The organism is Gemmatimonadaceae bacterium (genome assembly GCA_019637445.1).
Taxonomy (GTDB): domain Bacteria; phylum Gemmatimonadota; class Gemmatimonadetes; order Gemmatimonadales; family Gemmatimonadaceae; genus Pseudogemmatithrix.
In genome coordinates this window covers 1-26635 of sequence record JAHBVS010000001.1, presented here as the reverse complement: position 1 = coordinate 26635, position 26635 = coordinate 1, and the positions used below count along the sequence as shown (strand labels likewise).

Below are 26635 nucleotides of genomic sequence, written 5' to 3'. Positions count from 1 at the left end.
GGATGCCCTTGCCCGACCCCAGCCACGAAGCGACCGACGCGGAGTTGATCGCCCGATGGCAGTCGGGGGACCAGCGGGCCGCGGCTGTGCTCGTAGAGCGTCACGCGACGCCGCTGGCCCGTTTTGCGGCCAGCCTCGGCGTCCGGGACGAAGTCGATGAGTTGGTGCAGGACACGTTCGTGCGGGCCTTCCAGTCGCTGGACAGTTTTCGGGCCGACAGTTCATTGCGGACCTGGCTCTTCACGATCTGCAAGCGCCTGATGCTGGACCGGCGTCGGGCCGAGCGACGACGACGCGACGTGGTCGAGGTGGACGAGCGGGATGCGGCAACGGAGTACGACGCGCTGGATGCGCTGGTGGGAGACGAGATGGCGCGGCGGGTGCAGGACGCGGTGAATGCACTGACGCCGCTGCAACGTGAGGTGTTTGGTTTGCGGGTGAATGAAGGCTTGGCCTACGCGGAGATCGCGGAGGTGGTGGGCAGTACGGAAGGGTCCTGTCGGGTGCATTACCACAATGCGATCCGGGCCATCAAGGAGCATCTAGGCAATGACTGAGTGCACGAACGAAACCCTGCGGGACCGACTGCCCGCCCTGGCGCAGGATGCGCTTGGGGCGGCGGACGCGGCGGCGGTTCGCGCGCACATCGCCGACTGCCCCGCCTGTGCCGCGGAGTTCTCCGTGATTGGCGCGGCCCGCGCGGTCTATGCCGCGGCGACGCCGACGGTGGATTCCGCCGCCATCCTGCGGGCCCTGCCGGCGCCTCCTCGTGGTGAGCTGCGCGTGCTGCGCCCCGCCGCCGCGCGACCGCGCTGGCGGCCCTCGCGCTCCTTCCTTGCCGCGGCCGCGTCGCTCACGCTGGTGGCGACGCTCTCGCTGACCGTCTTGCGTCCGATCTTCGACACGGCACCGGGCGTCTCGCCGACCGCAGGTCTCGACAGCGGGGCGGTGGATGCACCGGTGGCCGTGGCGACGCTGGCCGCCTCCGTGGCGACGGCGCCGAGCGTGCTGGCCGGCGGCACCGACCTGTCGGAACTCGGCGTGGATGAACTCACGGCGCTGTTGGCCGAGCTCGAGGAGATGGAGGCAACCATTGCCGCCGATCCCGTCACCTGGCGGGAGCCAGTGGCGAACCTCCCGGGAGGAAACTGATGCGGCCCGCTTCCGTGTACCGCGCCCTCCTGCTGCTTGGGCTCGCGGTCTTGCCGGCTGCGGCCGTGGGCGCCCAGCAGCGCCAGCCACGCCAGGAGCAGTCGCCGCAGCGCGACTCATTGGAGGCGCGCGTGCGCCAGCGGATGGGCGAGGTGCTGCGCCGCCAGCTTGGCCTGAACAACGAGCAGCTGCGCCGCCTGCAGCAGACCAACCGTCGCTTCGAGGGACAGCGCCGCCAGCTGTTTGAGCAGGAGCGCGAGACGCGCGGGCAGCTCCGACGTGCGCTCGCGGAACCGGATAGCGGCTCGCAGGAGCAGGTTGGCGCCTTGCTCGACCGCACCCTGGTGCTGCAGCGGCAGCGTTTGGAATTGATCGAGGCCGAGCAGAAGGAACTGGCGACGTTCCTCACGCCGGTGCAGCGCGCGCGGTTGTTCGGGCTCGAGGAGCAGATGCGCCGCCGCGCCGAGGAACTGCGCGAGCAGGGTCCGCCGCCACCGGCCGCGGGCCGCCGGCCCGGCGTTAGGCCAGGAGCTGGGAGACGGCCTCCCGCAGCGCACTGACGCCGAAGGGCTTCTGCAGGAAGCGGCGATTCGGGTCGTCGTCCGTGAAGTTTGCGTTGGTGGCGCGGTCGTAGCCGCTCGCAATCAACACGGGCAACTCCGGGAAGCTCTGCCGCAGCTCCTCCAGGACTTCCAGCCCGCTCTTGCGTGGCATCGTGAGGTCGAGCATCACGAACGTGAGGTCGTCGCCGAGTTCCTTGGCGCGGTCGAGGCCTTCGACGCCGTCTGCGGCCTCGACGACTTCGAAGCCCATGCCTTCGAGCGTGCGGCGTGACACGCGGCGCAGGGCCTCCTCGTCGTCGATGACCAGCGCCAGGCCGCGCATCTGCGGGCCGGCGACGACGGCGTGCTCGCCGCTACGCCGCAGCTCCGCGCTTGAGGCCGGCAGGTAGATGTCGAACCGCGTGCCCACGCCGGTGGTCGACTCCACGTGCAGAACGCCACCCAAGGAGCGTACGATGCCGCGGACCGCGCTGAGCCCGAGGCCACGGCCCGACGACTTCGTCGAGAAGAACGGATCGAACATCCGCGCACGCACCTTGTCCGGAATGCCGGCGCCGGTGTCGTCCACCGAGAAGCGCACCCATCCAGCAATCGGGGTCGCCTCGGCAGCGCCCGGTGGCGGCGCCTCGCGGCCGGCCGTGAGCCGCACGGACCCCTCGTTGTCCCTGATGGCCTCGGCGGCGTTGGTGAGCAGGTTGAGCACCACCTGCGAGAGCTGCGAGGGGTCCAGCTCGACGTAGAGTGGGTCCGGCAGCGGGCCGAGCTCGAAGCGCACCTTCTTCGAGTGCGCGGCGCGTACCAAGGGCAGGAGATCGCTGAAGACCGATCGTGCGTCGACGACTTCGCGACGCAGGCTGGCACGGCCCGCGTAGGCGAGCATCTGCCGCGTCAGCTCGGAGGCACGGCGCGACGCCCGCGCGATCTGCTCGAGGGCCTCCTGGATCTCGTGCGGATCGTCGAGCGAACCCAACGCGAGGTCCACGTTCCCGAGGATGGCGCTGAGCAGGTTGTTGAAGTCGTGCGCGATGCCGCCGGCCATGATCCCGAGGCTTTCGAGCTTCTGCGCTTGCTGCACGCTGGCGTCCCGTTCGCGGCGGTCCGACTCGGCGCGCGCGCGCTCGGTCAGGTCGGTGGCGATGAGGCCGATGCCGTAGAGCGACTGGTCGTCGTGGCGCAGCGGGAAGGCCAGCGCCTGCCACACGTGGCGATTGCCGCTGGGGCCGAGCTCAAGCTCGCGTTCCACTGGCGCGTCGGCGTCTCGCGCGGCCGACATCATCGCGGCGAGGGCGCGCTCGCGTGGGTTGGTGAGCAGGGAACCCAGGTCGCGGCCTGTCGCCTCGCTCGCCGTGCCGCCGGTGAGGTCGGCAAAGCGCTTGTTCACCAGCCGGACACTGCCGTCGAGGTCCGTCACGATGACCAGTGTACTGCCGCTGTTCACGACGTCCTGCAGCACGGCGCGATTCGTCTGCGCGTCGTCGAGCGCCGCGCGCGTGGCGCGCACCTGCGACGCCAACTCACCGTAGAGGGCGCGCAGGCGCGAGGTCATCGAGTTGAACGCGACGGCGAGCTCGGCGACCTCGTCGCTGCCGCGGGGCGCGGTCTCGACCGTGAAGTCGCCGGCGGCCACCGCCGTCGCGGCCTGCGCCACGTCCATCACAGGCCGCGTGAAGCGCCGCGTGATGAGCACGATGCCGAACGACAGCAGGCTGGCGGCCAGCACGCCGACCAAGAGTGAACTCAGCAACAGTTGGCGCGCAGGGGCAAAGGCGGCGGCCTGCGGCGACTCGATCAACAGTGCCAGCTCGAGCTCCGGAATCCAGCGGAACGCACCGGCCACGGGGACGCCACGGTAGTCCGCATACAGGCCCGTGTTGTTCACACCGGCCAGCGCCCGCGTGATGCCCTCGGAGTCGACGCCGCGCCGGTACGCATCGTCGCCGAAGCGCGCGGCCGACACGAAGGCCTTGTTGCGGTTGACGAGATATGCCTCGATCGGCACCTCGCTCTGGCGCGTGAAGATGGCGCGTTCCAGTTCGGCGATGTCGAGATGGGCCGCAAGCACCGCCACCAGCCGCCCTTCCGGATCGCGAATGGGCGAGGCAATCGTCATCGTCGGCTTGCCGTCCTGCCCCGACGGATACGCGGGCTGCAGGTGGGTCTGCTGCTGTCCGCGTTGGTAGTACTCCTGGTCCACGGCGTAGCTGTCCAGCGCTTCCGCGCGCGAGGAGCGCAGGACGCGCCCGCCCGGATAGCTCAGCACGAAGATCTCCGAGGCGGCGAACAGCGACGGCGGGAACGGCGCGATGGCGCGGTTCCGCGGGTGCTCGCCATCGGCGATGGTCTGCGGGGCATAGCTGCGGGCGAGCACCTCGATCGCGTCACGTTGGCGGTCGACCCAGGCGTCCAGTGACGTGGCGTCCTGGTCGGCAAAGGCATCGAGGCGTTCCAACAGGCGGTCCTCGAGCGCCGCTGCCGCGCGCTGGTACGACAGCGTGGCCACGAGGCCGATGGCCGCGAGGCTGAGCGCCAGCACGGCCGCCGAGAGACGCGCCGCCAAGCTCTGCCGCAGCAGGCGCCGGATCATCGTCGCGGATCCGCCTGGGAGCGCACGCGCGTGGAGTCGCGCAACACCTCGAGTAGCACGGCGCCGCGTCTGGGATCACCGGTGCCGTTGAACTCGTACGAGGTCAGCGCGCCCTCGTATCGCCCGTGGCGGCGCAGGGAATCCATCACCGCACCACCGCTGCGCCGACCGGCGCGGTGCACGGCCAGCGCCAGCAAATGCACCGCGTCGTACGTGGCAGCACCGGTCGCGCGCGGCAGTTCGCCGTAGGTGTCCAACCAGAGATTCGTGAACTCGCGTGCCGCGTCTCGCTGCGTGCGCCGGTCCCAATTGGCGACCACGACACTGCCGAGGGCGTCGTCGCGCCGCATCATCGGCAGCAGGTCCCAGGAGTCCGTGCCGAGGAATCGCCCGCGGAAGCCGAGGCTCCGGGCAATGCGGATCTGCGCGGAGTCATAGACCACGAAGCTGGGTAGCAGGATGGCTTCGGGCCCTCCGGCAAGGATGCGTCTCAGCTGCGGCGAATGGTCGCGCGGTGCGTCGGCGTCGAAGGTCTCCATGGCGACGATCTGGCCGCCACGCCGGGTGAACGTCGACGCGAAGAGTTCGCTGATCTCGCGCCCGTAGGGACTCGCGGCATCGTGCAGCACCGCCGCGCGGCGGATGCCAAGCGAGTCGTACGCGAAGCCGGCCAGGACAGCGCCCTGGAAGGCGTCGACGAAGGCCAGCCGCGTGACGAATCGCCTCCCTGCCGTCACCATCGCGTTGGAGGCCATCGGTGCGATCATCGGCACACCCGCCGCCTCGGCGACGGCGCCCGCGGGAATGGCCAGCGCGCTCGTCTGCGGCCCGATGATGGCGTCGACGGAGTCGAGGTTGATCAACGACTGCACCACGGAGGCCGCGGCGTCGGGGCGGGGTGGCGTCTCGCGCTCGATCAACACGATGGTGTGCGGGCGCCCGTTGATCGTGACGCCGCCGGCAGCGTTGATCTCCGCGACCGCAAGGTCGGCGCCCATCTTCGCCGGGATGCCACTGGAGCCCGCCATCGTGCCTTCGTAGATCCCCACGAGGCCGATGCGGAGCTCCGGCGGGCGCGTCTCACCGCAGCCGGCTGCCCACAGCAGGGCCAACGCCGCGAGCGTCCCGCCCATGCCGCGGGCGAGGGTCGACTGAGGGTGGGGAATGCGCGCGGACATACGTGGGCGGGGTCTCCTGAAGATATATCGGCCTAGGGAGGTGAACGGTTGACCTGCCCCCATTAGGTTTCGGCGTCGTCGCCCGGATGGCGGAACTGGCAGACGCACGGGACTCAAAATCCCGCGAGGGCAACCTCATGTGGGTTCGATCCCCACTCCGGGCACTGCAGGCAGTACAACCAGCCGACGTTTGTAGGGGAAATGCCCTAGCGATCGCTGGCCTTCGGCGGGTCGAAGATCAAGTCCGCCGCGAGCCACACCGTGCGCGTGAACGGATAGACGACCAGCGGCGCGAGCAGCATCGCGACGACGGCGACGACCTCGATGCGGTCCCAGGGAACTTCGGGCCACACCGCGAGCAGCCAGAGCCCGAAGCCGATGGCGAACAGCAACTCCGCGGCAATCAAGTTTACGAGGTAAGCGCCCACGAAATGGTCCGGATTGGCCCGGTCGAGGCGCAGGGCGCAGGACGGGCAGCGCGGCTGCAGGAACAGCCAGCGGCGAAACAATCCTCCGGACCCGCACTCGGGGCAGTGCAGGGCCAGCGCCCGCGCGATGCGGCGACCGGGTGACGGCGGTGTGGTGGGCAGGGCCATACGTGGAAGCTACATTGCTCCGACCCGTACCCCTACCCTCAGATGCCTGGTCGTCACCACCTCTTCGTCCCCGGACCTTCGAACGTCCCCGACCGCGTGTTGCGGGCGATGCACCGCGCGCAGGAAGACCACCGGTCGAGCGCGTTCCCAGACCTGACCGCCGGACTGCTGCACGACATCAAGCCGGTGTTCGGCACCGTCGAAGGACGGCCCTTCCTCTTCGCCGCCACGGGCACGGGGATGTGGGAAGCGGCCATCACGAACACGCTGTCTCCCGGTGACCGCGTGCTGGCCGTGCGGTTGGGACAGTTCTCGCACCTGTTCATCGACACGGCGGAGAAGCTCGGGCTCAAGGTGGACGTGATGGACCTCGAGTGGGGTGAGGCCTTCGACCCGTCGGCGATCGGCGAGCGCTTGGAGGCCGACGCGGCGCACACGTACAAGGCCGTGCTCGTCGTGCACAACGAGACCGCGACGGGCGTGACCAACGACATCGCCGGCCTGCGCGAGGCGATGGATGCGGCCAAGCATCCGGCCCTGCTGCTGGTGGATGGCGTGAGCTCCATCGGTTCGCTCGAGTTCCAGCAGGATGCCTGGGGCGTGGATGTGGCAATCACGGGCTCCCAGAAGGGGTTCATGATGCCCGCAGGGCTGGGTATGGTCTCGCTGTCGCCGCGGGCCATGGAGCGCATCGAGTCGGCAGGCTTCGCGCGGCACTACTTCGACCTGCGGCCGCAGGTGTTGCACAACGACCAGGGCTATTTCCCGTACACGCCGCCGCTGGCGCACCTCTTTGGGCTACGCGAGGCGCTGGACATGATGGCCGAAGAGGGCCTGCCGGCGATCCACGCGCGGCACGCGCGACTCGGGGAGGGCGTGCGGCGCGCCGTGGCAGCCTGGGAGCTGCGCATCTGCGCGCGCGATCCAGAGCGCCGCTCGAACACGGTGACGGCGATTGTCGTGCCCGAGGGCAAGGATGCGCGGCAGGTGATCGACCGCGCCTACTCGCGCTGGGACATGGCGCTGGGCTCCGGCCTCGGCCGCCTGAACGGGAAGGTGTTCCGCATCGGCCATCTGGGCGACTGCAACGAAGGGATGTTGCTGGGTGCGCTTGCGCTGGCCGAGTTGGCGATGCACGACGCCGGCATCGCGGTGCCGCTCGGCGCGGGCGTCGCCGCGGCGCAGCGCTGGTATCGCGAGTCGGCCTGAGGTGCGGCCCGTGGTGTGGGTGACGCGTCGACTTCCTGCGGCGGTCGAAGCGGCCATCGATGCGCGCTTCGAGCGACGACAGTTGGCCGACGATCGCCCGCTCACCGCGGAGGAACTGGCGCGTGCCTTCCGCGAGGCGGACGCGGTGCTCTGCACGGTGACGGACCGCGTGGGCGCCGAGTGTTTCGCGCAGGCAGGCCGCCGTGCGCGCGTCGTGGCGAACTTCGGCGTGGGCGTGAATCACATCGACCTCGCGGCTGCGCGCGAAGCCGGCGTGCTGGTGACCAACACGCCGGACGTGCTCACCGACGACACCGCCGACCTGGCGCTGCTCTTGATGCTGGCTGTCCTACGACGGGCCGGGGAAGGCGAGCGCGAACTGCGCGCGGGACGATGGAGCGGTTGGCGACCGACGCATCTGCTCGGCGCGCGACTCAGTGGGAAGACACTCGGGATTGTCGGACTGGGCCGTATCGGGCGCGCCGTGGCACAACGCGCGCGGGACGGGTTTGGGATGCGCGTCCTGGCCACGACGCGGCGCGGGGCGACTGCGCCGGCCACCTCCGACAGCGTGACTCTTGTCCCCTCGCTCGCGGAGCTCCTTCCGCAGGTCGACGTCCTCTCGCTGCACTGTCCGGCAACCCCTGACACGCGGCACTTGATCGACGCTGCGGCCTTGGCCCTGATGCCGCACCACGCGGTGCTGATCAACCCGGCGCGCGGCGACGTCGTGGACGAGGCGGCGCTGGTGGCTGCCTTGAATGCCGGCACCATCGCCGGCGCCGGGCTCGACGTATACGAGCGCGAACCCCACGTGCATCCCGGACTGCTCGGACGCGAGGACGTCGTTCTGCTGCCGCACCTTGGCAGCGCCACGCGCGAGACCCGCGACGCGATGGGCCTACGCGCGCTGGCCAATCTCAGCGCGTTCTTTGATGGAGCCGCGCCGAGCGACCGCGTCGCGTAGCGGTCAAGTTCGCTTGCTCGTCCAGCGTCCCCTCTCCTAGCTTTTGGCAACTCATACTTCGCCTCCCAACACATGGCCACGTACAAGCACGCCACCGTCCCCTCCAAGGGTGAGCGCATCGAAGCCTCCGGCGGCACGTTCAAGGTGCCCGACCAGCCGATCATCCCGTTCATTGAGGGCGATGGCACCGGCCCCGACATCTGGCGGGCGAGCGTGCGCGTGTTCGACGCGGCCGTGGAGCGTGCCTACGCTGGCAAGCGCAAGATCCACTGGATGGAGATCCTCGCCGGCGAGAAGGCCTTCAACACGGCGGGCGAATGGATGCCCGCGGAATCGTTGGAGGCCGTGCGCGAGTTCAAGATCGCCATCAAGGGTCCGCTGACGACGCCGGTGGGTGGCGGCATCCGCTCGCTGAACGTCGCGTTGCGGCAGGAGCTCGACCTCTACGCCTGCATCCGCCCGGTGCGGTACTTCCAGGGCGTGGGTGCGCCGGTGAAGGAACCGCAGAAGGTGAACATGGTCATCTTCCGCGAGAACATCGAGGACGTCTACAGCGGTATCGAGTTCAAGGCCGGCACGCCGGAGGCGACGAAGCTCCGGGACTTCCTCGAGAAGGAGTTCGGCAAGAAGGTGCGGCCGGAATCCGCGATCGGCATCAAGCCGATGTCGGCGTTCGGCTCCAAGCGCCTTATCGAGATGGCCATCCGCTACGCCCTTCGCACGCACCGCCCGTCGGTGACGATGATGCACAAGGGCAACATCATGAAGTTCACCGAAGGCGCCTTCCGCGACTGGGGTTACGAGCTCGCGCGCGAGAAGTTCGCCGGGCAGGTGGTGGCGGAGTCTGACCTGAGCACCGCCGGCGGAAAGGCGCGCGCCGATGCCGTCATCCTCAAGGACCGCATCGCCGACTCGATGTTCCAACAGATCCTGCTGCGCCCGGACGAGTATTCGGTGGTCGCCACGCCAAACCTCAACGGCGACTACATCTCCGACGCGCTGGCCGCCGAGGTGGGCGGGCTCGGCATCGCGCCGGGCGGCAACGTTGGCGATGAGGCCGCGGTGTTCGAGGCCACGCACGGCACGGCGCCCAAGTACGCCGGGCTCGACAAGATCAACCCGGGCAGCGTGATCCTCTCGGGCGTGATGATGCTCGAGCAGATGGGCTGGGACGAGGCCGGCAAGCTGATCATCAACGGCCTCGAGAAGGCCATCGCCGCGAAGACGGTCACGTATGACCTGGCGCGGCAGATGCAGGGCGCCACCGAGGTGAGCACCTCGGGCTTTGGCGATGCCATCATCAAGGGGATGGCCTGATGTCCGTCGCGTTTTCCGCGAAGCGCGGTGATCCCTCGCGCGGGGCAACGCCGTTGCTGGCCATCCTGCTCGCACAGGACGCGCCGTTGCCAGCGGCGCTGCGGCCGCTCGACAAGTCACTCGATGGCGCGCTCTCCCTTGCGCTGCGACGCGGTGACTTCTCCGGCGCCAAGGATGAATCGCTGCTTCTGCTGAACGATGGCAACGGTCCGCAGCGCGTGCTGCTCGTGGGCGCCGCTGTTGGCGACACGCGGGGGCTCGCGCGCGCCGCCACGCTGGCCGGCCGCAAGGCGAACGGCCTGAACGTCGGCAAGATGTCGCTGTGGGCCGAGGACCTGCAGGGCGAGCGCCTCGAGGGCGTCGTCATCGGCATCTCGCAGGGCAGTTGGGAGTTCCGCGAGCTGCACTCGAAGACGCCGGCTCCGCGCAAGAAGAAGCCGCTCTCGGCGGCGACGATCCACGTGGAGAACTTGGCGGCCACGAAGGCGCCGTTGGCGGCAGGCGTTGCCATCGCTGAGGGCCAGCGGCTCGCGCGTCGCCTGGCGATGCTGCCGGGCAACATCTGCACGCCCGACTTTCTCGCCCGCACGGCCCGCGACATGGCCAAGCGCCACAAGCTGGGCGTGAAGGTGCTCGGCCGCGCCGAGATGAAGCGGCTCAAGATGGGTTCGTTCCTGGCCGTGGCGCAGGGCACCACGCAGGATCCAAAGCTCATCGTGCTCGAGTACAAGGGCGGTCGTCGCGGGGACGCGCCTGTGGCCTTGGTCGGCAAGGGCCTCTGCTTCGACACGGGTGGCGTGAGCATCAAGCCCGCGCCCGGTATGGAACTGATGAAGTTCGATATGTCCGGTGCCGCCGGCGTGATCGGCGCGATGGAAGCCATTGCGCGGCTCAAGCCGAAGGCGAACGTCGTGGCACTCGTCGGCTCCACGACCAACGTCGTCGACGGCGATGCCATCCGTCCCGGCGACGTCGTGCGCGCGGGCGACGGTACCAGCATCGAGATCCAGAACACGGACGCCGAAGGGCGGCTCGTGCTCGCCGACGTGCTGCACTACGCCAAGCGCTTCAAGCCACAGGCGGTTATCGACGCCGCGACCCTCACCGGCGCGGTGGTCATTGCGCTGGGCAACACCACCGTCGGCGTGATGGGCAACGACCAGTCCGTGGTGGACGAGGTCCTCGCCGCCGGCAAGCGCGGCAACGAGGCCTCGTGGCAACTCCCGCTCTTCGACGAGTACAAGGAGCTGCTCAAGTCGGACGTCGCCGACCTGCGCAACATCGGGGGGCGCGCCGCCGGCACCATCACGGCGGGCTGCTTCCTCGCGCATTTCGCCGAGGGCATGCCGTGGGTGCATTTGGACGTGGCGGGCACGGCGTATTCGGAGACGGACCTCACGGTGATGCCCAAGGGCCCCACCGGCACACCGGTGCGCACGTTCGTCGAGTTCGTGCGCGGGAGAGCGCGCTGAGGCACTGGCTCCTGGCCGGCGTCGCCCTGTTGGGCACGCCGGCCCTGCTCGTTGCACAGCAGCCCGCGCCGCGACGCGAACCGCCGCCGGCACCCGCGCCCGTTCGCACGGATACGGCGCCACCGGCCCCTGACACGCTGCGCCGACCCGCCGTTCCGCTTCCGGCCGCGGCCGACTCCACGCCGAAGGACACGACCAAGGCGCCGTTCGCCGTGGCCGAGCGGCCGCGGCAGCCGGAGTTCGATGGGGCGCGCGTGCACTGGGACCGCCGCGCGATGTTCGCCAGCGGTGCACTGACGCTCGCCGAACTGTTGGCCACGGTTCCGGGCCTTCGCGTCGGCGCAGCGGGCTTCATCAACGTGCCGACGGCGGCGCACTGGTACGGCCAGCCAGGACGAGTCCGCGTCTACGTCGACGGCGTCGAGTGGGACGTGCTGGATCCGCGCGCAGGCGGCAGCATCGATCTCTCCACCATCGCCATCTGGCCGATGGAGGACGTGGTCGCAGAGCGCGTGGCGGGTGAGCTGCGCGTGCACCTTCGCTCCTGGCGCGTCGAGCGCACGACAGCGGACACCCGCACGGACGTGCTCACGGGGTCGGAGAACAGCAATCTGTATCGCGGCTTCTACGGCAAGCGGCTCCAGGCCGGGCTCGGCCTGCAGCTTGCGGCGCAGCAGTACTCCACGACGAACTTCAACACCGGCGGCAATGGCGATGCGCTGGGTGCCTTCGCGCGCATCGGCTTCGCGCGGGCGAGTTGGAGCGTGGACGCGACCGCGCTGCGCCTCGCGCGCAATCGCGCGGACACGCGACGATTCATCACCGCCGCCTCGCCAGTGAACGACGCGATTGGGCGTTTCCGCGGGCGCGACGTGGCGGCCTACGTACGTGCGGCGTACCGCAACGCCGATTCCACGGGCGTCTGGGGCACGCTGACCGCGGCCACACTGCAGTACGTGGAAGACGACTCGGCCGCGCGCGTGGCCACTGCAGCCGACGCGGACTCGGTGGTGTCGCAGTCCCAATGGATTGCCACGCTCGGCTACACGCAGGGTGCATTGCGCCTCTCCGGCACGGCGCGACTGCGCGCACAAGCGGGGGAGACGCGCGTTGCGCCGGCGCTGCGCGCCTCGTGGAGCGTTCCGCGCGCGGCGGCTGCGTTGTTCGCCGAGTCGGGCGGACCGGACTCTACCACGCGTTTTGACGCCTCCGCTCGTCTCCAGTTGCTGCGGTGGCTGCACCTCGGTGCCTCGGCATCGCAGTACTCACCGCAGGACGAGGCCGCCGAGGGGCCGGCGCGCTTGACGACGCGCGCCCAGCTCGGGTTCGTCGTCGCCGATCGCTGGCTCACGGTCGGAGCTGTGCAGCGAGGGGAAGCGCGCGTGCTCGGCCTCGCGGCGTTCGACACGGCCTACGTTCCGACCGTGCTGGCCGCCGCATCAGGCATCGAGGTTGGTCTCCACGGCCCGCTTATCGGACCACTCTCGCTGCGTTGGTCCGCGATCTCCTGGGGCAGCGAGGAAGCGCTGTATCGCTCGAGCCTGGAGTCGCACGCAGAGCTCCGCATCGAGACCGCATTGCGCAAGCAGCTGCCGCGGGCTGACTTCAATCTCACGTTCGCGGCGACGCATGACTACCAGAACGACTATCTCGCGCCCGACGGCAGCGGCGGCGTGATGCGCGCCAAGGGTGCCAGCGCCATCGGCACGCTGCTCGACATCCGCATCAAGGACGCCCACGTCTTCTGGTACAACCGCAACTTCACGGGCAAGGTCTACGAGACCGTGCCGGGCTACCTGATGCCGCGCTTGGTCCAGATGTACGGCATCCGCTGGCAGTTCTGGAACTGAGCGCCGCGCCGCTTGCCCAGCGGACCCGGTCGCCACTAGTTATCGCGCATATGATCCGAAGCATGACGGGGTTCGGCTCGGCCGAGGGGCCGGTGGGCGGCGTGCGCGTCAGCATCGAGCTGCGCTCCGTCAACCACCGCTTCTTCAATCCGAGTCTCAAGCTGCCCTCGGTGCTCTCGCGCTGGGAAGGCGACGTGCGAGAGCTGCTACGCCAGCGGGTGGTGCGCGGCCACGTGACCGTGTCGGCGCGCATCGCCTACGACGACAAGCCGGGCGCGGTCATCGATGCGACGCGATTCGCCGAAGCCGCTGCCGTGCTGAAGGCCCTGCAGACGGAGCACGGCCTCGGCGGTGACGTGGACGTCGGCACCGTGCTGCGAATGCCGGATGTCCTGCGGATGCAGCGCGAGGAAGACGGCGCGCTGGACACAGCGACGGTTGAGGAGTTGCTCGCCGTGGTCGCGCAGGCGGCGCAGGCGCTCGAGGAGATGCGCTCGGCAGAGGGCGCTCGGCTGGCCGACGTGATCGGCGAACGCATCGGCATCGTCGAGTCGGCGGTGGCGCGCATCGCGGCGCGGGCGCCCGCGCGCCTGACCGAGCAGCACCAACGGCTGCGTGAGAATGTCGAGAAGCTCGCTGCCGGCGTTGCCGTGGATCCGCAGCGGCTGGCGCAGGAAGTGGCCATCCTCGCCGATCGCCTCGACGTCGGCGAGGAGCTCGACCGTTTCGGCAGCCACATCGCCGCCTTCCGGGAGGCGCTGCGCTCGCGCAGCCCTGAAGGGGTGGGGAAGCGGCTCGGCTTCCTGCTTCAGGAACTGCTGCGCGAGGCGAACACCACCGGCAGCAAGGCCAACGACGCGGCGATGCTGCAGGACGTGGTGTCCATCAAGGAAGAGCTGGAGCGCATCCGCGAGCAGGTCGAGAACGTCGAGTGAGCCGCACGCCGTTTCCCATCGTGCTCTCGGCGCCGTCGGGGGCGGGCAAGACGACCATCGCGCGGATCCTGCTGGGGCGTCGCGAGGACGTCGGCTACTCCATCTCCTGCACGACCCGGGCGCCGCGCACGGGCGAGTCGGATGGTGTGGACTACCACTTCCTGAGCGCCGAGGCCTTCGAGGCCGCCGTCGCGAACGGCGAGTTCGCGGAGTGGGCCGAGGTGCACGGGCGGCGCTACGGCACGCTGAACCGCGAGATCGAGCGGGTGATGGCCACCGGTCGCCACGTGATGCTCGACATCGACGTGCAGGGTGCGCGGCAGGTCGTGCAGCGCTTCCCGGATGCGCTGACCATCTTCGTGCTGCCACCCTCGGCCGAGGCCCTCGTGTCGCGTCTTACAGGGCGTAAGACAGAGAGCGCCGAGGCAATGGCCCTGCGGCTCCGGAATGCCCAGATGGAGCTGGCCGAGGCCGAGCGCTACCAGCACGTGGTGGTGAACGACAGCCTCGACGAGGCCGTGGCGCGGGTCAGCGCCATCATCGACGAGGAGGAGACCAAGCGGGAGCGGTTGCCGGCGCTCGGGCGGCAGGTGGATGCCGTGGTGGGCCGTTTGTTGGGGGAGCTTCGAAACCACGCCGGAGCGAACGGGGCGGCGGGGAGCAGCGGGGCGGCTTGAGCGGCCTGGGCCGGCCCAGCCGACCCCTGCCTTTCGCCGCGTAACCCGTTTACCTTTCACCGTTTACCGTTCCATCCTCCAGAGGCAGCCCAATGCAGGTATTCACGCCCAAGGACATCACCGAGCACGCCACGAACAAGTACCTCGCGGTGCTGGTCGCGGCGAAGTATGCGCGCGTGCTGAACGAGTTCCCGCGCGACCGCTCGAAGTCCGGTGAGAAGAAGCTCTCCACCCGCGCGCTCGAGGATCTCTCTGGCGGAGATATCGAGTACCGCGTGGTGCCGCGCCGTCGCGCCAAGGGCGCGTAAGCGCCGAGCGCGCGCCGGAGCGCGGGCATGCGCCCCTTCGACGGCCGCCGCATCCTCCTCGGCGTCACCGGGGGGATTGCCAGTTACAAGTCGGCGTGGCTCGCCCGACAGCTGACCCAGGCCGGGGCGCAGGTGGACGTGATCCTCACCCGCTCGGCCCGCGAGTTCATCGGTAGCGTCACCTTTGAGGCGCTCACAGGGCGTCCCGTCCACACCGTGTTGATCGGTGACGGGCACGCCCTCGATCACATCCGGCTGGCTCGCGAGGCCGAACTCGTCATCGTCGCGCCGGCCACCGCCGACTTCCTGGCGCGCGCCGCGCACGGGCACGCCGATGAACTGCTCTCCGCCACGCTGCTGGCCGCCGACTGCCCGGTGCTCATCGCTCCGGCGATGAACGACCGGATGTGGGCCAATGCCTCGGTGCAGCAGAACTGCCAGACGTTGCGCACGCAGGGCCGCGTGCTGCTTGAGCCCGGGGTGGGGCCGCTCGCCTCGCCCGACGAAGGCGCGGGGCAGGGCAGGATGCAGGAACCCGAGACCATCGTGCAGCACGCCGCGCGGCTGCTGGAGGCGCCCGGCAAGCTGCGAGGGAAACGCGTCATCGTCACGGCCGGTCCGACGCGCGAGGCGCTCGATCCCGTGCGCTACCTCTCGAACCACAGCACCGGCAAGATGGGTGTCGCCCTGGCAGAGGCGGCCTGGCGACGCGGCGCGGAAGTCGTGCTCGTGCACGGCCCACTCAGCGTTCCAGTGCCCGATGGCCTCTGCGCCACGCCGGTCGAGAGCACGCAGGAGATGGCGGACGCCGTGGCCAAGGAAATCACGGATGCGGATGTCTTGGTGATGGCCGCCGCCCCCGCCGACTTCCGGCCCGCGCAGGTCGCCAGCGCAAAGATCAAGAAGACCGGCAAGGCGCCCACCGTGGAGATGCAGGAGACGCCCGACATCCTCAAGTCCACGGCCAAGCAGCGTAAGAAGGGAATGCTCGCGGTTGGCTTTGCGCTCGAGACGGACGACCTGATGGAGAACGCGGCGAAGAAGCTCGCCGCGAAGGGCCTGCAGCTGATTGTCGCCAACTCGGCGCGCGAGGCCGGTGCGGGGTTCGGCTACGACACCAACCGCGTGACGATCGTCGGCGATGACGGCGCGAGCGATGCCTTGCCGCTGATGTCCAAGCGCGACGTCGCGGATGCCATCCTCGACCGCATCGAGGCGAGGCTGTGAGCGATTCGCACGAGCGGCTGCGGCAGTATCTCGAGCAGCGGCGGGAACTGGGCGAGAGTGAGTTTGTGCTCGACTCGCTGAGTGTCGAGGAGGCGCTCAAGGTGCTGACGCGCGGGGCGCCGGCACCGGCCCGCGGCGCCGGCGGCCGCGACTCCAGCGCCGCTAGCACGAGTCGCAGTGCGGAGCGTGCCGCCCCCGTGCGTCCCGACTCCGAGATGCGTCGGACGGCCGAGGCCGCGGCGGCCAGTGGGGATTGGCGGGAGGCCCTGCGCGCGGTGGACGCGGACACGCCATCGCAAAAGCCGGCTACGCCCGAACGGTCCGCCGAGCCGCCCGCAGACCTCAAGGTGCCGCCGCCGAAGCCCGGCGAGGCCGAGCCCCCCGCGGGCGACGGCACACGCGCGCCCTCAGCCACCGGCAAGCCGCTGGTCGTGGGCGCCGACGCCAAGCCCTCAGGCCTGGATCACCTCGGCGATCTCGATGCGGTCGCCGCTGCAATCGCGGCCTGCGGTGCCTGTGAGCTTGCCAAGTCCGCCACCAACCACGTGCCCGGCGAGGGCAATCCGCAGGCGCGTTTCGTGGTTGTGGGCGAAGCGCCTGGCCAGACCGAAGACGAACTCGGCCGCCCGTTCGTCGGCAAGAGCGGCGACCTGCTCACCAAGATCCTCGGTGCCATCGGCTTCAAGCGCGAGGACGTCTTCATCTGCAATGTCCTCAAGCATCGGCCGCCGGGAAATCGCAATCCGTCACCGGCGGAGATCGTGGCCTGCCGGCCCTTCCTGTTGCGGCAGTTGGAGTTGCTGCAACCCAAGGTGATTCTGGCATTGGGCACATTTGCCGCGCAGACGCTCTTGGAGACAGATTCCCCCGTCGGCAAGCTCCGCGGCCTGGAGCATCGGTACCACGGCATCCCGCTCGTGGCGACGTACCACCCCGCCGCGCTGCTGCGGAACCCCAACTGGAAGCGCCCTGCCTGGGAAGATGTCCAGCTCGCCCGTCGAATTTTCGATCGCCCGTAAGGGCCCGCCTGATGCGTTCGCCGACCGCCGGCCCCCGTGGTCGGAGGATGCCGAGCGCGCGGTATTGGCGGCGATGATGCTCTCCGGTGACGCCATCGTCACCGCGATGGAGCTCGTCACCGAGGACATGTTCTACCGTGAGGGGCATCGCCGGCTGTTCCGGGCGATGGCCGCGATCCACAACGCCGGTGCGGTGGTGGATCCGCTCACGCTCACGAATGAACTCGAGCAGCGCGGCGACCTCGCCGCGGCCGGCGGCAAGGAGTACATCGGACCGCTCTACGACGAGATCCCCACCGCAGCCAACATCGAGCACCACTGCCGCATCGTGCGCGACAAGGCGCTGCGGCGGCGGCTGATCGAGACCGCCACCTCGCTGGTGCGGGAAGGGCACGAGTCGCCCGCCGATGTGGCCGAGCTGCTGGACCTGGCCGAGCACAAGATCCTCGAGCTCAACGACAGCCGCGGCAACGAAGGCTTCATCCGCATCAAGTCGCTGCTCTGGTCAGCGATGGAACGCATCGAGGTGCTGCGCACGGCGGGCGGCAACCTGACGGGCGTGCCGTCGGGCTTCGTGGACCTCGACAAGATGACGCTGGGCTTCCAGCCCTCGGACTTGGTCATCGTCGCGGCGCGTCCGTCGATGGGAAAGACGGCCTTCGTGCTCAACGTCGCGCAATTTGCCGCCATCGAGAGCAATGTCCCGACGGCGATCTTCTCGCTGGAAATGAGTACTCAATCCCTCCTGCTGCGTATGCTGGCCTCGGAGGGCTATGTGGATGCTCAACGCCTGCGGTCTGGTGCGCTGACCGCGCAGGACGCCTCGAACCTCGCCAAGGCGGCGGCCCTCTTGGGCCAGGCGCCCATTTGGATTGACGACACGCCGGGCCTCTCGGTGCTGGAACTGCGCTCGCGCGCACGCCGGCTCAAGACGCAGGCGGACATCAAGCTGCTCATCGTCGACTACCTGCAGCTCGTGTCCGGTCCGCCGAACTCCGAGAGCCGCCAGCAGGAAGTCTCGGCCATCTCCCGGTCGTTAAAGGCGTTGGCCAAGGAATTGGAGATCCCGGTGCTGGCGCTCTCGCAGCTCTCGCGTGCCTCTGAGCAACGCGGTGCTGAGGGCAAGCGGCCGCAGCTGTCCGACCTTCGCGACTCCGGCGCCATCGAACAGGACGCCGACGTCGTGCTGTTCATCTATCGTCCCGAGATGAACGAGCGTCCCTATGACGACCAGGGCAATCCGCGCATGGTGACCGGCACGACGGACATCCCGCTCGACGGTTACGCCGAGGTGATCGTCGGCAAGCAGCGTAACGGGCCCACGGGGCACATCCGGCTGCACTACCGCAAGCAGCACACGCGCTTCGAGAACTGGACCAGCCGGCAGCCGGAGCAATAGGGCCGTGGCGGTAAAGGCCAAGTCCGTCTACCGCTGCACCGAGTGCGGCGCTGAGTCCCTCAAGTGGCAAGGCCGCTGCGACACCTGCGGCGAGTGGAACACGCTCGCCGAGGAGCCCGTCGCGCCGAAGCTGTCCGCCGCCTCAAAGGGGGCGGGCGCGCAGCGCCGACTCGGCGGCGCAAAGGCCTTCGGTGAGGGCGGCCAGGTCGTCGAGACGCCGCGTCTCCGCGAGGTCGTGGGGACCGAGGAGCATCGGCTGGCCACCGGCATCGCCGAGTTTGATTTCGTGCTCGGCGGTGGCGTGGTGCCCGGCGCGATGGTCCTGGTCGGCGGCGAGCCGGGCATCGGCAAGAGCACCATCCTGCTGCAGGTCGCGGCGCGGCTCGAGGCCGCCGGGCATCGCGCGCTCTACGTGAGCGGCGAGGAATCACCGCTGCAGGTCAAGCTGCGCGCCGACCGCTTGGACAAGAGCGCCGGCGATGTCGCGCTGATGGGCGAGACGAACCTCGAGACCATCCTCGCCACGGCCGCGAGCGCGCGGCCCACGGTGATGATCGTGGACTCCATCCAAACGGTCTTCACCGGCGATCTCGAAGGCGCGCCGGGCAACGTGGGCCAGGTGCGCGAGTGCGCGGCACGGCTAATGCGCTTCGCCAAGGAGACCGGCACGGCGGTGTTCGTCGTGGGTCACGTGACCAAGGGCGGCGGCATCGCCGGCCCGAAGACGCTCGAACACATCGTGGACACGGTGCTGTACTTCGAAGGCGAGGGCTCGGCGGACCACCGCGTGCTGCGCGCCACGAAGAATCGCTTCGGCAGTGTGGACGAGATCGGCGTCTTCCGGATGACGGTTCAGGGACTTGAAGCCGTCGAGAACCCTTCGGCGCTCTTTCTCGGCGAGCGCGCCGAGTCGCCGGCGTCAGGCTCGGCGGTCACCTGCTTGATGGAAGGCTCGCGGCCGATGCTGCTGGAGATCCAGGGCTTGGCCGCCAAGGCGGGTTTCGGCACGCCGCAGCGCGTGAGCACGGGCTACGATGCGCGACGTCTCGCGCTGCTGCTCGCCGTGCTCGACAAGCGCGCGGGCCTCTCCTTCGCGCAACTCGACGTGTTCATCAACGTGGTCGGCGGTGTGCGCGTGCAGGAGCCGGCGGGCGATCTCGCGGTCGCCGCGGCGCTAGCGAGCAGCTTCTACGACAAGCCGCTGCCCGGCGACGCCATCTTCCTCGGCGAGGTCGGGCTGGGCGGCGAGATTCGCGGCATCTCGCAGGCCGAGCGACGCCTGCTCGAGGCCGAGAAGATGGGCATGCGCCGCGCCTTCGTGAGTGAGCGCTCGGTGCCCAAGCGCGCGCCGAAGCAGATGAAGGTCGAGGCCGTGCCCGATCTCGTCGCGCTGTTCCGGGCGCTGTTCCGATGAGCGCGCGCGACGTCGGGGTGGTCATCGTCGCGGGCGGGACGGGCAGTCGCGTCGGTGGCAGCGAGCTTAAGCAACTGCGATGGGTCGCCGGCAAGCCGATGCTGCTGCATTCGCTGCAGACCTTCCAGGCCGTGGCAGACGTCGCGATGGTCGTCTGCGTGCTGCCCAAGCAGTACGCCGGTGATCCGCCGCCATGGATCTTCCAATGCGACGTGGACCGGATGCTCATCTCGGTGGGCGGCCGCACACGCGCGGAGTCCGTGGCCAACGGGCTCGAGGACCTGCACGCGGAGTGCAAGACCGTCTTGATCCACGATGCTGCGCGTCCGCTAGTGGACGAGGCGATGATCGGCCGCGTGATTGCCGAGGCACGGAAAGGGCACGGCGCCGTCGCCGCGTTGCCCGTCGTCGACACACTCAAGCGTGTGAATGGCGATGGCAGTATCGCCGAGACCGTGAGCCGCGCGGGACTCTGGCGCGCGCAGACGCCGCAGGGATTCCCGCGTGAGTTGATCGAGCGCGCGCATCGCGAGGCCAAGGCCGGCGGCTGGCACGCCGAGGCCACGGACGATGCGGCGCTCTGCGAGCGGCTCGGGATTCCGGTGCACGTGGTGCAGGGCTCCGAACGCGCGCTCAAGGTCACCGAGGCCGGCGACTTCGCTCGGGCAGAGGCCCTAGCCGCGTGGCGCGATGAGACCTGAGCTGCTCGCGCGGCCGCGTGCAGGTTGGTCGGCGTCCACGGTAGCCTGCGCCCATGCCTGAGACCCGCGGCCTCCCGTTCTGGTCGCCCGAGGAGGTCGAGGCCGCGCTGCGGCGCACGCTCGAGCACCTGCAGTCCAACAAGGTGCTCGCGTACCCCACCGAGACGCTCTACGGCTTCGGCACGATGATCAACGACGAGGCCGTCGCGCGACTCGTCGAACTCAAGCGCCGCCCGCCCGCGAAGCCCTTCCTGCTGCTGATCTCCGACACGCCGATGCTGAAGCGCATCGGCCTGCATCTCACGCAGCCGGCCTCGATGCTCGCTGCGCGGCACTGGCCTGGTCCGCTGACTCTGGTGCTGCCAGGTGGCGAGCGACGCATCCCTGACCGGCTGCGTGGCCCCGAGGGCGGCGTGGCCGTGCGCTGGACACCGCATCCGGGCATGCAGCGCCTCATCGCCTCGCTCGGCGACCCCATCACGAGCACGTCAGCAAACAGGCCCGGCCAGCCGGCCGCGACCTCCGCGCGCGAGGTGATCCAGGCCTTCGGCCCGCAGGTGTCGAGCGGCGAGGTGCTGCTGCTCGACGGCGGACAGCTACCGACCGATACTCCCAGTACTGTGGTCGACTGCACCGGACGCCTTCCGCGGGTCATCCGGCCGGGCGCGATCCCGGCCGCCGTGCTGCGCGAGAGTGTCCCCGATCTCGTTGGGGATCGGTAGCTTTCGGTATGCACCTGCTCTTCGTGTGCACGGGCAACACCTGCCGCTCGCCGATGGCCGAGGTCATCGCTCAGCGGCTGGCGGAGTCGCGCGGGCTCGATGACCTGCGCGTCTCCAGCGCCGGCACCTCGGCCTGGGAAGGCGCGCCGGCCTCAGACGCCTCGCTGCTGGTGGCGATGGAGCAGGGCCTCGACCTCAACGGCCACCGCGCCCGCGTGCTCTCGCGCGAGATTCTCGCGGCGACGGACCTGGTGCTTGCGATGGGCCCGCACCACCTCGAGCGCGTCGCGGCACTCGGCGCTGAGGGAAAGGCGCATCTCATCACGGACTTCGCCTCGCACGGGGCGCAGGCAGGGCCGGTGGCCGACCCCTTCGGCGGTGACCTCGACGTGTACCGCGCGACCTTCACCGAACTGACGGCGATCATCGAGCGGGTGCTGGACCGTGTGGCCGCCGAGCGCGGCCCGGCCGGGAGCTAGGGTGGAGGCCGAGCGCCTCGTCGTCATCGGGCATCCGGTCGCGCACTCGCTCTCGCCGGTATTCCAGGCCGCCGCGCTGCAGGCCGCGGGCATCGACGCGACCTACGAAGCCGTTGACGTGGCCCCTGCCGATCTCCCGGCGATGATCGCCCGCATACGCGCCGAACGCTTGCTGGGCAACGTCACTGTGCCGCACAAGGAAGCGTTCCATTCCCACTGCGACATCATCTGGGATGTGGCCAAGCGCGTCGGGGCGGTGAACTGCTTCTGGTGCGACAGCGCGGGCCAGCTGCACGGAGAGAACACCGATGTGGGAGGATTCGATGCCGCCGCGCGACGTGTGCTGGCGCACCTTCCGGCCCATGCCCTGGACCTGCTCCCCTCGCCGACGGGTCAGACGGTTGCGTTGCTCGGCGCCGGCGGCGCGGCGGCGGCGGTGTGCGAGGCCGTGTCCGCCTGGCCTGGCGCGCGAGTGCGCATCCACGCCCGCACGGCAGCGCGCGCGAAAAAGCTCGCCGCACGCTACGCGGCGACGGCCGAGGTCGTGCCGAGCGTCGAGGATGCGGTGCGCGGCGCCACGTTGGTGGTGAATGCCACGCCCGTCGGCCTGCACGATGACGCCCTGCCTGTCGTCCCCGAGGCGCTGGAGAATGGCGCGGCGGTGCTGGACCTCGTGTATCGCCGGCAGCGGACGCCCTGGGTGCAAGCCTGCCGGTCCCGCGGCCTGCGCGCGCACGATGGGTTGGGGATGCTGCTGGAGCAGGGCGCGCTCTCGTTCGAGCGCTGGTTCGGCCTCGTGCCCGATCGCGAGGCGATGTGGGAGAGCGTAATCGGTTAGGCCGAGCGCTCGGCGCGCTCGCACAACTGGTCTATCCCCGCGTCTGCGCTGCCTGCGAGGCGGCGCTCGACGACGCGGACCTCGGCATCGTCTGTGGCCGCTGTTGGGCCCGGGCGCCCCGCCTGCGCCACCCGCAGTGTGATCGCTGCGGCCATCCGCGCGCGGCGCGCGGCGACTGTCCCGGCTGCGCCCTGTTGCCGCCGTTCATCCGCAGTGCGCGCTCGTGGTGTTGGGTGCCGCACGACACCAGCAGCCGCATCCTCTCGGCGCTCAAGTACTACGGCTGGTACGCCGTCGCGGAGGCGATGGGCGAGCGACTGGCGCGGCTGGAGTTCCCGCCCGACGTGGTCGCCGAACGCTCCGCGTTGATCGCTGTGCCGCTGGCCCGCGAGAAGCGGCGCGCCCGCGGCTACAACCAGGCGGACGCCATCGCCGCCGCCGTGGCGCGGCGCTGGGCGCTGCCGCACTGGGATGACGTCCTGCTCCGCACGCGGGACACGCCCAGCCAAACGCGATTGACTCCCGGGGAGCGGTTGGCGAACGTTCACCGCGCGTTCTCGCTCGGGGCAGGCGCCGAGGAGCGCATCCGCGGCCGGCATCTCGTGTTGGTTGACGACGTGCTCACAACCGGTGCCACCCTCAACGCCTGCGCTACCGTCCTGTTCGAGGCGGGCGCGCGTACCCTCAGTTACCTGACCTTCGGCCGGGCCCGCAGCGGAGCGTCCGCGGACCGGCTGTAGTGCCAGGGCTTCACTCGCCGATCAAGACAATCAAACTCTCCCCGAGGATCACGGGTTATGGCCAAGAAGCTTCGTGTCGGTATCAATGGGTTCGGGCGCATCGGGCGCCAGGTCGTGCGCGCCGCGATGGAGCGCAAGGCCAACTTCGACATCGTCGCGGTGAACGATCTCACCGACACCAAGACCCTGGCGCACCTGTTCACCTACGATTCCGTGCACGGCAAGTTCAGTGGCACGGTGTCGTACGACGCGGAGTCGATCACCATCAACGGTGACAAGATCAAGGTCTTGAAGGAGAAGGATCCGGCGCTGCTGCCGTGGAAGGACCTGGGCGCCGACATCGTGCTGGAGAGCACGGGGCGCTTCACCAAGGCCGACGACGCCAAGAAGCACATGGCCGGTGGCGCGAAGAAGGTCATCATCTCCGCGCCCGCCACGGGCGAGGACATCACCGTGGTGCTCGGCGTGAACTCCGACAAGTACGACGCGGCCAAGCACTTCGTCATCTCGAATGCCAGCTGCACGACCAACTGCGTGGCCCCGATGGTGAAGGTCGTCCGTGACGCGTTGGGCATGAAGCACGCCTCGATGGTGACCATCCACAGCTACACCAACGACCAGAACATCCTGGACCTGCCGCACAAGGACCTGCGCCGCGCCCGCGCGGCCGCGATCTCGATGATTCCCACGTCGACGGGTGCCGCCAAGGCCACGGCGCTGGTGATCCCCGAGGTGAAGGGCAAGATCGACGGCACCTCAATCCGCGTCCCCACGCCGGACGTGTCCATCACCGAGCTCACGGTGGAGGTCGAGAAGGCGACCTCGATCGCCGAGGTGAACGCCGCCTTCAAGGCCGCCGCAGAGGGCGCGCTCAAGGGCATCGTCGGCTACTCCGAGGAGGAGTTGGTGAGCTGTGACTACATCGGCAACCCGCACTCGGTGGTGCTCGACGCCAAGAGCACGAATGTCATCGACGGCACGCTGGTGAAGCTCTCCGGCTGGTACGACAACGAGTGGGGCTACTCCTCGCGCTGCGTGGATCTCATCGAGCTCGTCGGCAAGAGCCTCTAAGGCGCGGGCCATGACGACGAAGACGATCAAGGACCTCAAGGGCGCCGAGCTCAAGGGGAAGCGCGCGCTCGTGCGCGTGGACTTCAACGTCCCGCTCACGGATGACGGGCAGGTCGCGGACGACACACGCATCCGCGCGGCCGTGCCGACCATCCTCACGCTGACCAAGGCCGGCGCGCGCGTGGTGCTCTGTTCGCACCTGGGGCGCCCGAAGGGCAAGCCGGACCCCAAGTACACGCTCGCACCGGTGGCGCCGAAACTCGCCGAACTGCTGAAGCAGCCGGTGAGCTTCGTGCCGCACGTGGTGGGTGCGGAGGCGGAGAAGGCGACGAACGCGCTCAAGGATGGCGAGGTCTGCCTGCTTGAGAACACGCGCTACGAGGCCGGCGAGGAGAAGAACGACGAGGTGCTGGCGAAAGCCTTCGCGAAGCTCGGCGATCTCTACGTGAACGACGCCTTCGGCGCCGCGCACCGCGCGCACGCCAGCACGGAGGGCGTGGCCAAGCATCTCAAGCCTGCCGTTGCGGGCCTCCTGATGCAGAAGGAACTCGACTACCTCGGCGGCGCGCTCGACAAGCCGAAGCGTCCGTTCATCGCGATCCTCGGAGGCAGCAAGATCTCGGGCAAGATCGATGTGATCGAGGCGCTGCTGCCGAAGGTGGACGGCATCCTGATCGGCGGCGCGATGGCCTGCACCTTCTACAAGGCGATGGAGCTCGAGACGGGCAAGTCGCTGGTGGAGCCGGACCGACTGGACATGGCCGCGGACCTGATGGAGCGCGCGGGCTTCCGCCTCACGCTGCCGCACGACGCGATGGTCGCGCCGGCGATCGCCGAGGGCAAGAAGGCGCACGCCGTGAAGCGCGACGAGATCCCCGCTGACGAGGCGATGCTCGACATCGGCCCCGACTCAGCGGCGAGCTACACGCGGGCGATTCTCACGGCGAAGACGATTGTTTGGAACGGCCCGATGGGAGTGTTCGAGACGCCGCCCTTCGACAAAGGCACCTCGGCGATCGCGCAGGCGATGGTCGAGGCCACGAAGAACGGTGCGACGACGATTGTCGGTGGCGGAGACTCGGCGGCCGCGGTTGAAGCGGCCGGCCTGGCCTCTTCGATGTCGCACGTGAGCACCGGCGGCGGGGCGTCGCTGGAATTCCTTGAGGGCAAGGTCCTACCCGGCGTGGCGGCGCTCGACACTCGGTAGTGCCGTTTGGCATTCGGCGCTAGGACAAGTCTCAACGGCTTTGCCACAGAGGCACAGAGTGGCTGTGTTGAAGTTCAAGCGGTGGTGGGCGTCACGGACGCCTGCCACCGCGTGTTCGTTCTGACCATGGCGTTGACGATGACGAGCAGGTGCCGGAGGCAGGCGGTGAGCGCGACCTTCTTCGGCTTGCCGGCGGCGACCAGCCGCTGGTAGTGGGCGCTGAGCACCGGGTTCTTGTGCGCGGCGGTCAGCGCCGCCATGTACAGCCCGGTGCGCACGTCCGCACGCCCGCCGCGGATGCGCCGCTGGCCGCGCCAGCGCCCCGACTCCTGCGCGAAGGGCGCGACGCCGACGAGCGCGGCGATCTCCTTCCCCGAGAGCGCGCCCAGCTCGCCGAGCCGCGCGATGAGCAGCCGCGCCGTCTGCGGCCCGATGCCCGGCACCGTGCGCAGCAGGTCCTCCTTCGCCCGCCACGCCGGCGAGTCCTGGATCCAGCGGTCCGTCTCGTCCTCCAGCGCATCGAGCGCCCGCCGGAGCGCGCGGATCGTCTGCTTCACGCTCGGGAGCACGCTGCGCCGCGCCACGGTGAGCCGGTTCTGCTCCATCGTCAGCATCTCCACCAGCTGCTGCCGCCGCAGCACCAGCGCGCCGAGCTCCTGCGTCGCCCCATCCGGCAGGGGCCGCGGCTCCGGCCGGACCGCCGCCGCGAAGCGCGCCAGCAGCGCCGCGTCCAGCCGGTCCGTCTTCGCCAGCTGGCCCACGCTCTCCGCGAAGCGCCGCACCTGCCGCGGGTTCACGACGGCCACCGGCAGCCCTGCCGCCACGAGCGCGCTCGTCACGCTCCCGTGGTAGGCGCCCGTCGCCTCGAGCACGACCAGCGTCGGCCCGAGGGCCGCGAGCCGCGCCACCGTCGCGGCGATGCCCGCCGCGTCGTTCGCCGCAGCCCACGTCGCGCCGCCGTCCGTCGCCCCGTCGAGCGCCGTGGAGCTCACATCGATCCCGACATACGT

General features: G+C 69.6%; 26 protein-coding genes, 1 tRNA gene and 1 pseudogene. 24 read left to right on the top strand and 4 right to left on the bottom strand.

Features of this window, described 5'->3' with window-relative positions:
* Positions 1-2 precede the first annotated feature (2 nt).
* From KF709_00140 to KF709_00130, 3 genes are read left to right on the top strand one after another with little or no spacing between them, the layout of a single operon-like run.
* Positions 3-557 (top strand): RNA polymerase sigma factor, encoded by a 555-nt coding sequence (locus tag KF709_00140; GenBank protein ID MBX3172797.1) that lies wholly within the window; start codon positions 3-5, stop codon positions 555-557.
* Positions 550-1152 carry a zf-HC2 domain-containing protein gene (locus KF709_00135; protein MBX3172796.1) on the top strand — a complete coding sequence of 201 codons (603 nt, stop codon included), beginning with the start codon at positions 550-552 and terminating at the stop codon, positions 1150-1152. Before KF709_00140 ends, KF709_00135 begins: the two co-directional genes overlap by 8 nt.
* A complete protein-coding gene (locus KF709_00130) occupies positions 1152-1712 on the top strand; it encodes a hypothetical protein (protein MBX3172795.1) in 561 nt (186 codons plus the stop codon). Before KF709_00135 ends, KF709_00130 begins: the two co-directional genes overlap by 1 nt.
* Here KF709_00130 and KF709_00125 read toward each other — a convergent pair.
* Together KF709_00125 and KF709_00120 are read right to left on the bottom strand one after the other, a co-directional pair.
* A complete protein-coding gene (locus KF709_00125) occupies positions 1672-4299 on the bottom strand; it encodes a PAS domain-containing protein (GenBank protein ID MBX3172794.1) in 2628 nt (875 codons plus the stop codon). The two genes, KF709_00130 and KF709_00125, sit on opposite strands and share 41 nt — an antisense overlap.
* Positions 4296-5432 (bottom strand): ABC transporter substrate-binding protein, encoded by a 1137-nt coding sequence (locus KF709_00120; GenBank protein MBX3172793.1) that lies wholly within the window; start codon positions 5430-5432, stop codon positions 4296-4298. Before KF709_00120 ends, KF709_00125 begins: the two co-directional genes overlap by 4 nt.
* Before the next feature lie 125 nt (positions 5433-5557).
* On the opposite strand from KF709_00120, the gene KF709_00115 reads away from it, so the two are divergent.
* Positions 5558-5641 (top strand) — tRNA-Leu (locus KF709_00115).
* Positions 5615-5728, top strand: a pseudogene (locus tag KF709_00110) (DUF2384 domain-containing protein). Before KF709_00115 ends, KF709_00110 begins: the two are co-directional and overlap by 27 nt.
* On the opposite strand, the gene KF709_00105 reads toward KF709_00110, so the two are convergent.
* A complete protein-coding gene (locus KF709_00105) occupies positions 5684-6073 on the bottom strand; it encodes a DUF983 domain-containing protein (GenBank protein ID MBX3172792.1) in 390 nt (129 codons plus the stop codon). The pseudogene KF709_00110 and the gene KF709_00105 sit on opposite strands and share 45 nt — an antisense overlap.
* 42 nt (positions 6074-6115) lie before the next feature.
* Here KF709_00105 and KF709_00100 point away from each other — a divergent pair, with 42 nt between their 5' ends.
* The 19 genes from KF709_00100 (at position 6116) to KF709_00010 (ending at position 25625) form a co-directional block, all read left to right on the top strand.
* Positions 6116-7282 (top strand): aminotransferase class V-fold PLP-dependent enzyme, encoded by a 1167-nt coding sequence (locus tag KF709_00100; protein ID MBX3172791.1) that lies wholly within the window; start codon positions 6116-6118, stop codon positions 7280-7282.
* A 1-nt stretch (position 7283) separates the two neighbouring features.
* Complete coding sequence (locus KF709_00095; protein MBX3172790.1) at positions 7284-8249, top strand: D-glycerate dehydrogenase; 966 nt, start codon at positions 7284-7286, stop codon at positions 8247-8249.
* A 72-nt stretch (positions 8250-8321) separates the two neighbouring features.
* On the top strand, positions 8322-9566 hold the full coding sequence (gene icd / locus KF709_00090; GenBank protein MBX3172789.1) for an NADP-dependent isocitrate dehydrogenase: 1245 nt from the start codon (positions 8322-8324) through the stop codon (positions 9564-9566).
* Positions 9566-11038, top strand: coding sequence for a leucyl aminopeptidase (locus KF709_00085; protein MBX3172788.1), 1473 nt, complete (start codon positions 9566-9568; stop codon positions 11036-11038). The genes icd and KF709_00085 overlap by 1 nt, the downstream gene beginning before the upstream one ends.
* Positions 11039-11067: 29 nt before the next feature.
* Complete coding sequence (locus tag KF709_00080) at positions 11068-12888, top strand: hypothetical protein (GenBank protein ID MBX3172787.1); 1821 nt, start codon at positions 11068-11070, stop codon at positions 12886-12888.
* Positions 12889-12938: 50 nt separating this feature from the next.
* Positions 12939-13823 (top strand): YicC family protein, encoded by an 885-nt coding sequence (locus tag KF709_00075; protein MBX3172786.1) that lies wholly within the window; start codon positions 12939-12941, stop codon positions 13821-13823.
* Positions 13820-14500 carry a guanylate kinase gene (gene gmk / locus KF709_00070; GenBank protein ID MBX3172785.1) on the top strand — a complete coding sequence of 227 codons (681 nt, stop codon included), beginning with the start codon at positions 13820-13822 and terminating at the stop codon, positions 14498-14500. The genes KF709_00075 and gmk overlap by 4 nt, the downstream gene beginning before the upstream one ends.
* A 92-nt stretch (positions 14501-14592) precedes the next feature.
* The gene (locus tag KF709_00065) at positions 14593-14808 is read left to right on the top strand and encodes a DNA-directed RNA polymerase subunit omega (protein ID MBX3172784.1); all 216 of its coding nucleotides are present in this window, start codon (positions 14593-14595) and stop codon (positions 14806-14808) included.
* A 27-nt stretch (positions 14809-14835) separates the two neighbouring features.
* Entirely contained in the window at positions 14836-16035 is a 1200-nt protein-coding gene (gene coaBC / locus KF709_00060) for a bifunctional phosphopantothenoylcysteine decarboxylase/phosphopantothenate--cysteine ligase CoaBC (GenBank protein ID MBX3172783.1), read from the top strand.
* Positions 16032-17054 carry a hypothetical protein gene (locus KF709_00055; GenBank protein MBX3172782.1) on the top strand — a complete coding sequence of 341 codons (1023 nt, stop codon included), beginning with the start codon at positions 16032-16034 and terminating at the stop codon, positions 17052-17054. Before coaBC ends, KF709_00055 begins: the two co-directional genes overlap by 4 nt.
* Complete coding sequence (gene dnaB, locus KF709_00050; GenBank protein MBX3172781.1) at positions 17017-18453, top strand: replicative DNA helicase; 1437 nt, start codon at positions 17017-17019, stop codon at positions 18451-18453. Before KF709_00055 ends, dnaB begins: the two co-directional genes overlap by 38 nt.
* A 4-nt stretch (positions 18454-18457) precedes the next feature.
* A complete protein-coding gene (radA, locus tag KF709_00045) occupies positions 18458-19867 on the top strand; it encodes a DNA repair protein RadA (GenBank protein ID MBX3172780.1) in 1410 nt (469 codons plus the stop codon).
* Entirely contained in the window at positions 19864-20568 is a 705-nt protein-coding gene (gene ispD / locus KF709_00040) for a 2-C-methyl-D-erythritol 4-phosphate cytidylyltransferase (GenBank protein MBX3172779.1), read from the top strand. Before radA ends, ispD begins: the two co-directional genes overlap by 4 nt.
* Positions 20569-20621: 53 nt before the next feature.
* A complete protein-coding gene (locus KF709_00035; GenBank protein MBX3172778.1) occupies positions 20622-21290 on the top strand; it encodes a threonylcarbamoyl-AMP synthase in 669 nt (222 codons plus the stop codon).
* Between the two features lie 8 nt (positions 21291-21298).
* A complete protein-coding gene (locus KF709_00030) occupies positions 21299-21769 on the top strand; it encodes a low molecular weight protein arginine phosphatase (protein MBX3172777.1) in 471 nt (156 codons plus the stop codon).
* Position 21770: 1 nt separating this feature from the next.
* A complete protein-coding gene (locus tag KF709_00025) occupies positions 21771-22607 on the top strand; it encodes a shikimate dehydrogenase (protein ID MBX3172776.1) in 837 nt (278 codons plus the stop codon).
* A complete protein-coding gene (locus KF709_00020; protein MBX3172775.1) occupies positions 22586-23347 on the top strand; it encodes a ComF family protein in 762 nt (253 codons plus the stop codon). The genes KF709_00025 and KF709_00020 overlap by 22 nt, the downstream gene beginning before the upstream one ends.
* A gap of 57 nt (positions 23348-23404) precedes the next feature.
* Positions 23405-24418 carry a type I glyceraldehyde-3-phosphate dehydrogenase gene (gap, locus tag KF709_00015; protein MBX3172774.1) on the top strand — a complete coding sequence of 338 codons (1014 nt, stop codon included), beginning with the start codon at positions 23405-23407 and terminating at the stop codon, positions 24416-24418.
* A gap of 10 nt (positions 24419-24428) precedes the next feature.
* The gene (locus KF709_00010; GenBank protein MBX3172773.1) at positions 24429-25625 is read left to right on the top strand and encodes a phosphoglycerate kinase; all 1197 of its coding nucleotides are present in this window, start codon (positions 24429-24431) and stop codon (positions 25623-25625) included.
* Between the two features lie 74 nt (positions 25626-25699).
* On the opposite strand, the gene KF709_00005 is transcribed toward KF709_00010, so the two are convergent.
* A complete protein-coding gene (locus KF709_00005; GenBank protein MBX3172772.1) occupies positions 25700-26623 on the bottom strand; it encodes an IS110 family transposase in 924 nt (307 codons plus the stop codon).
* Between the last annotated feature and the right edge of the window lie 12 nt (positions 26624-26635).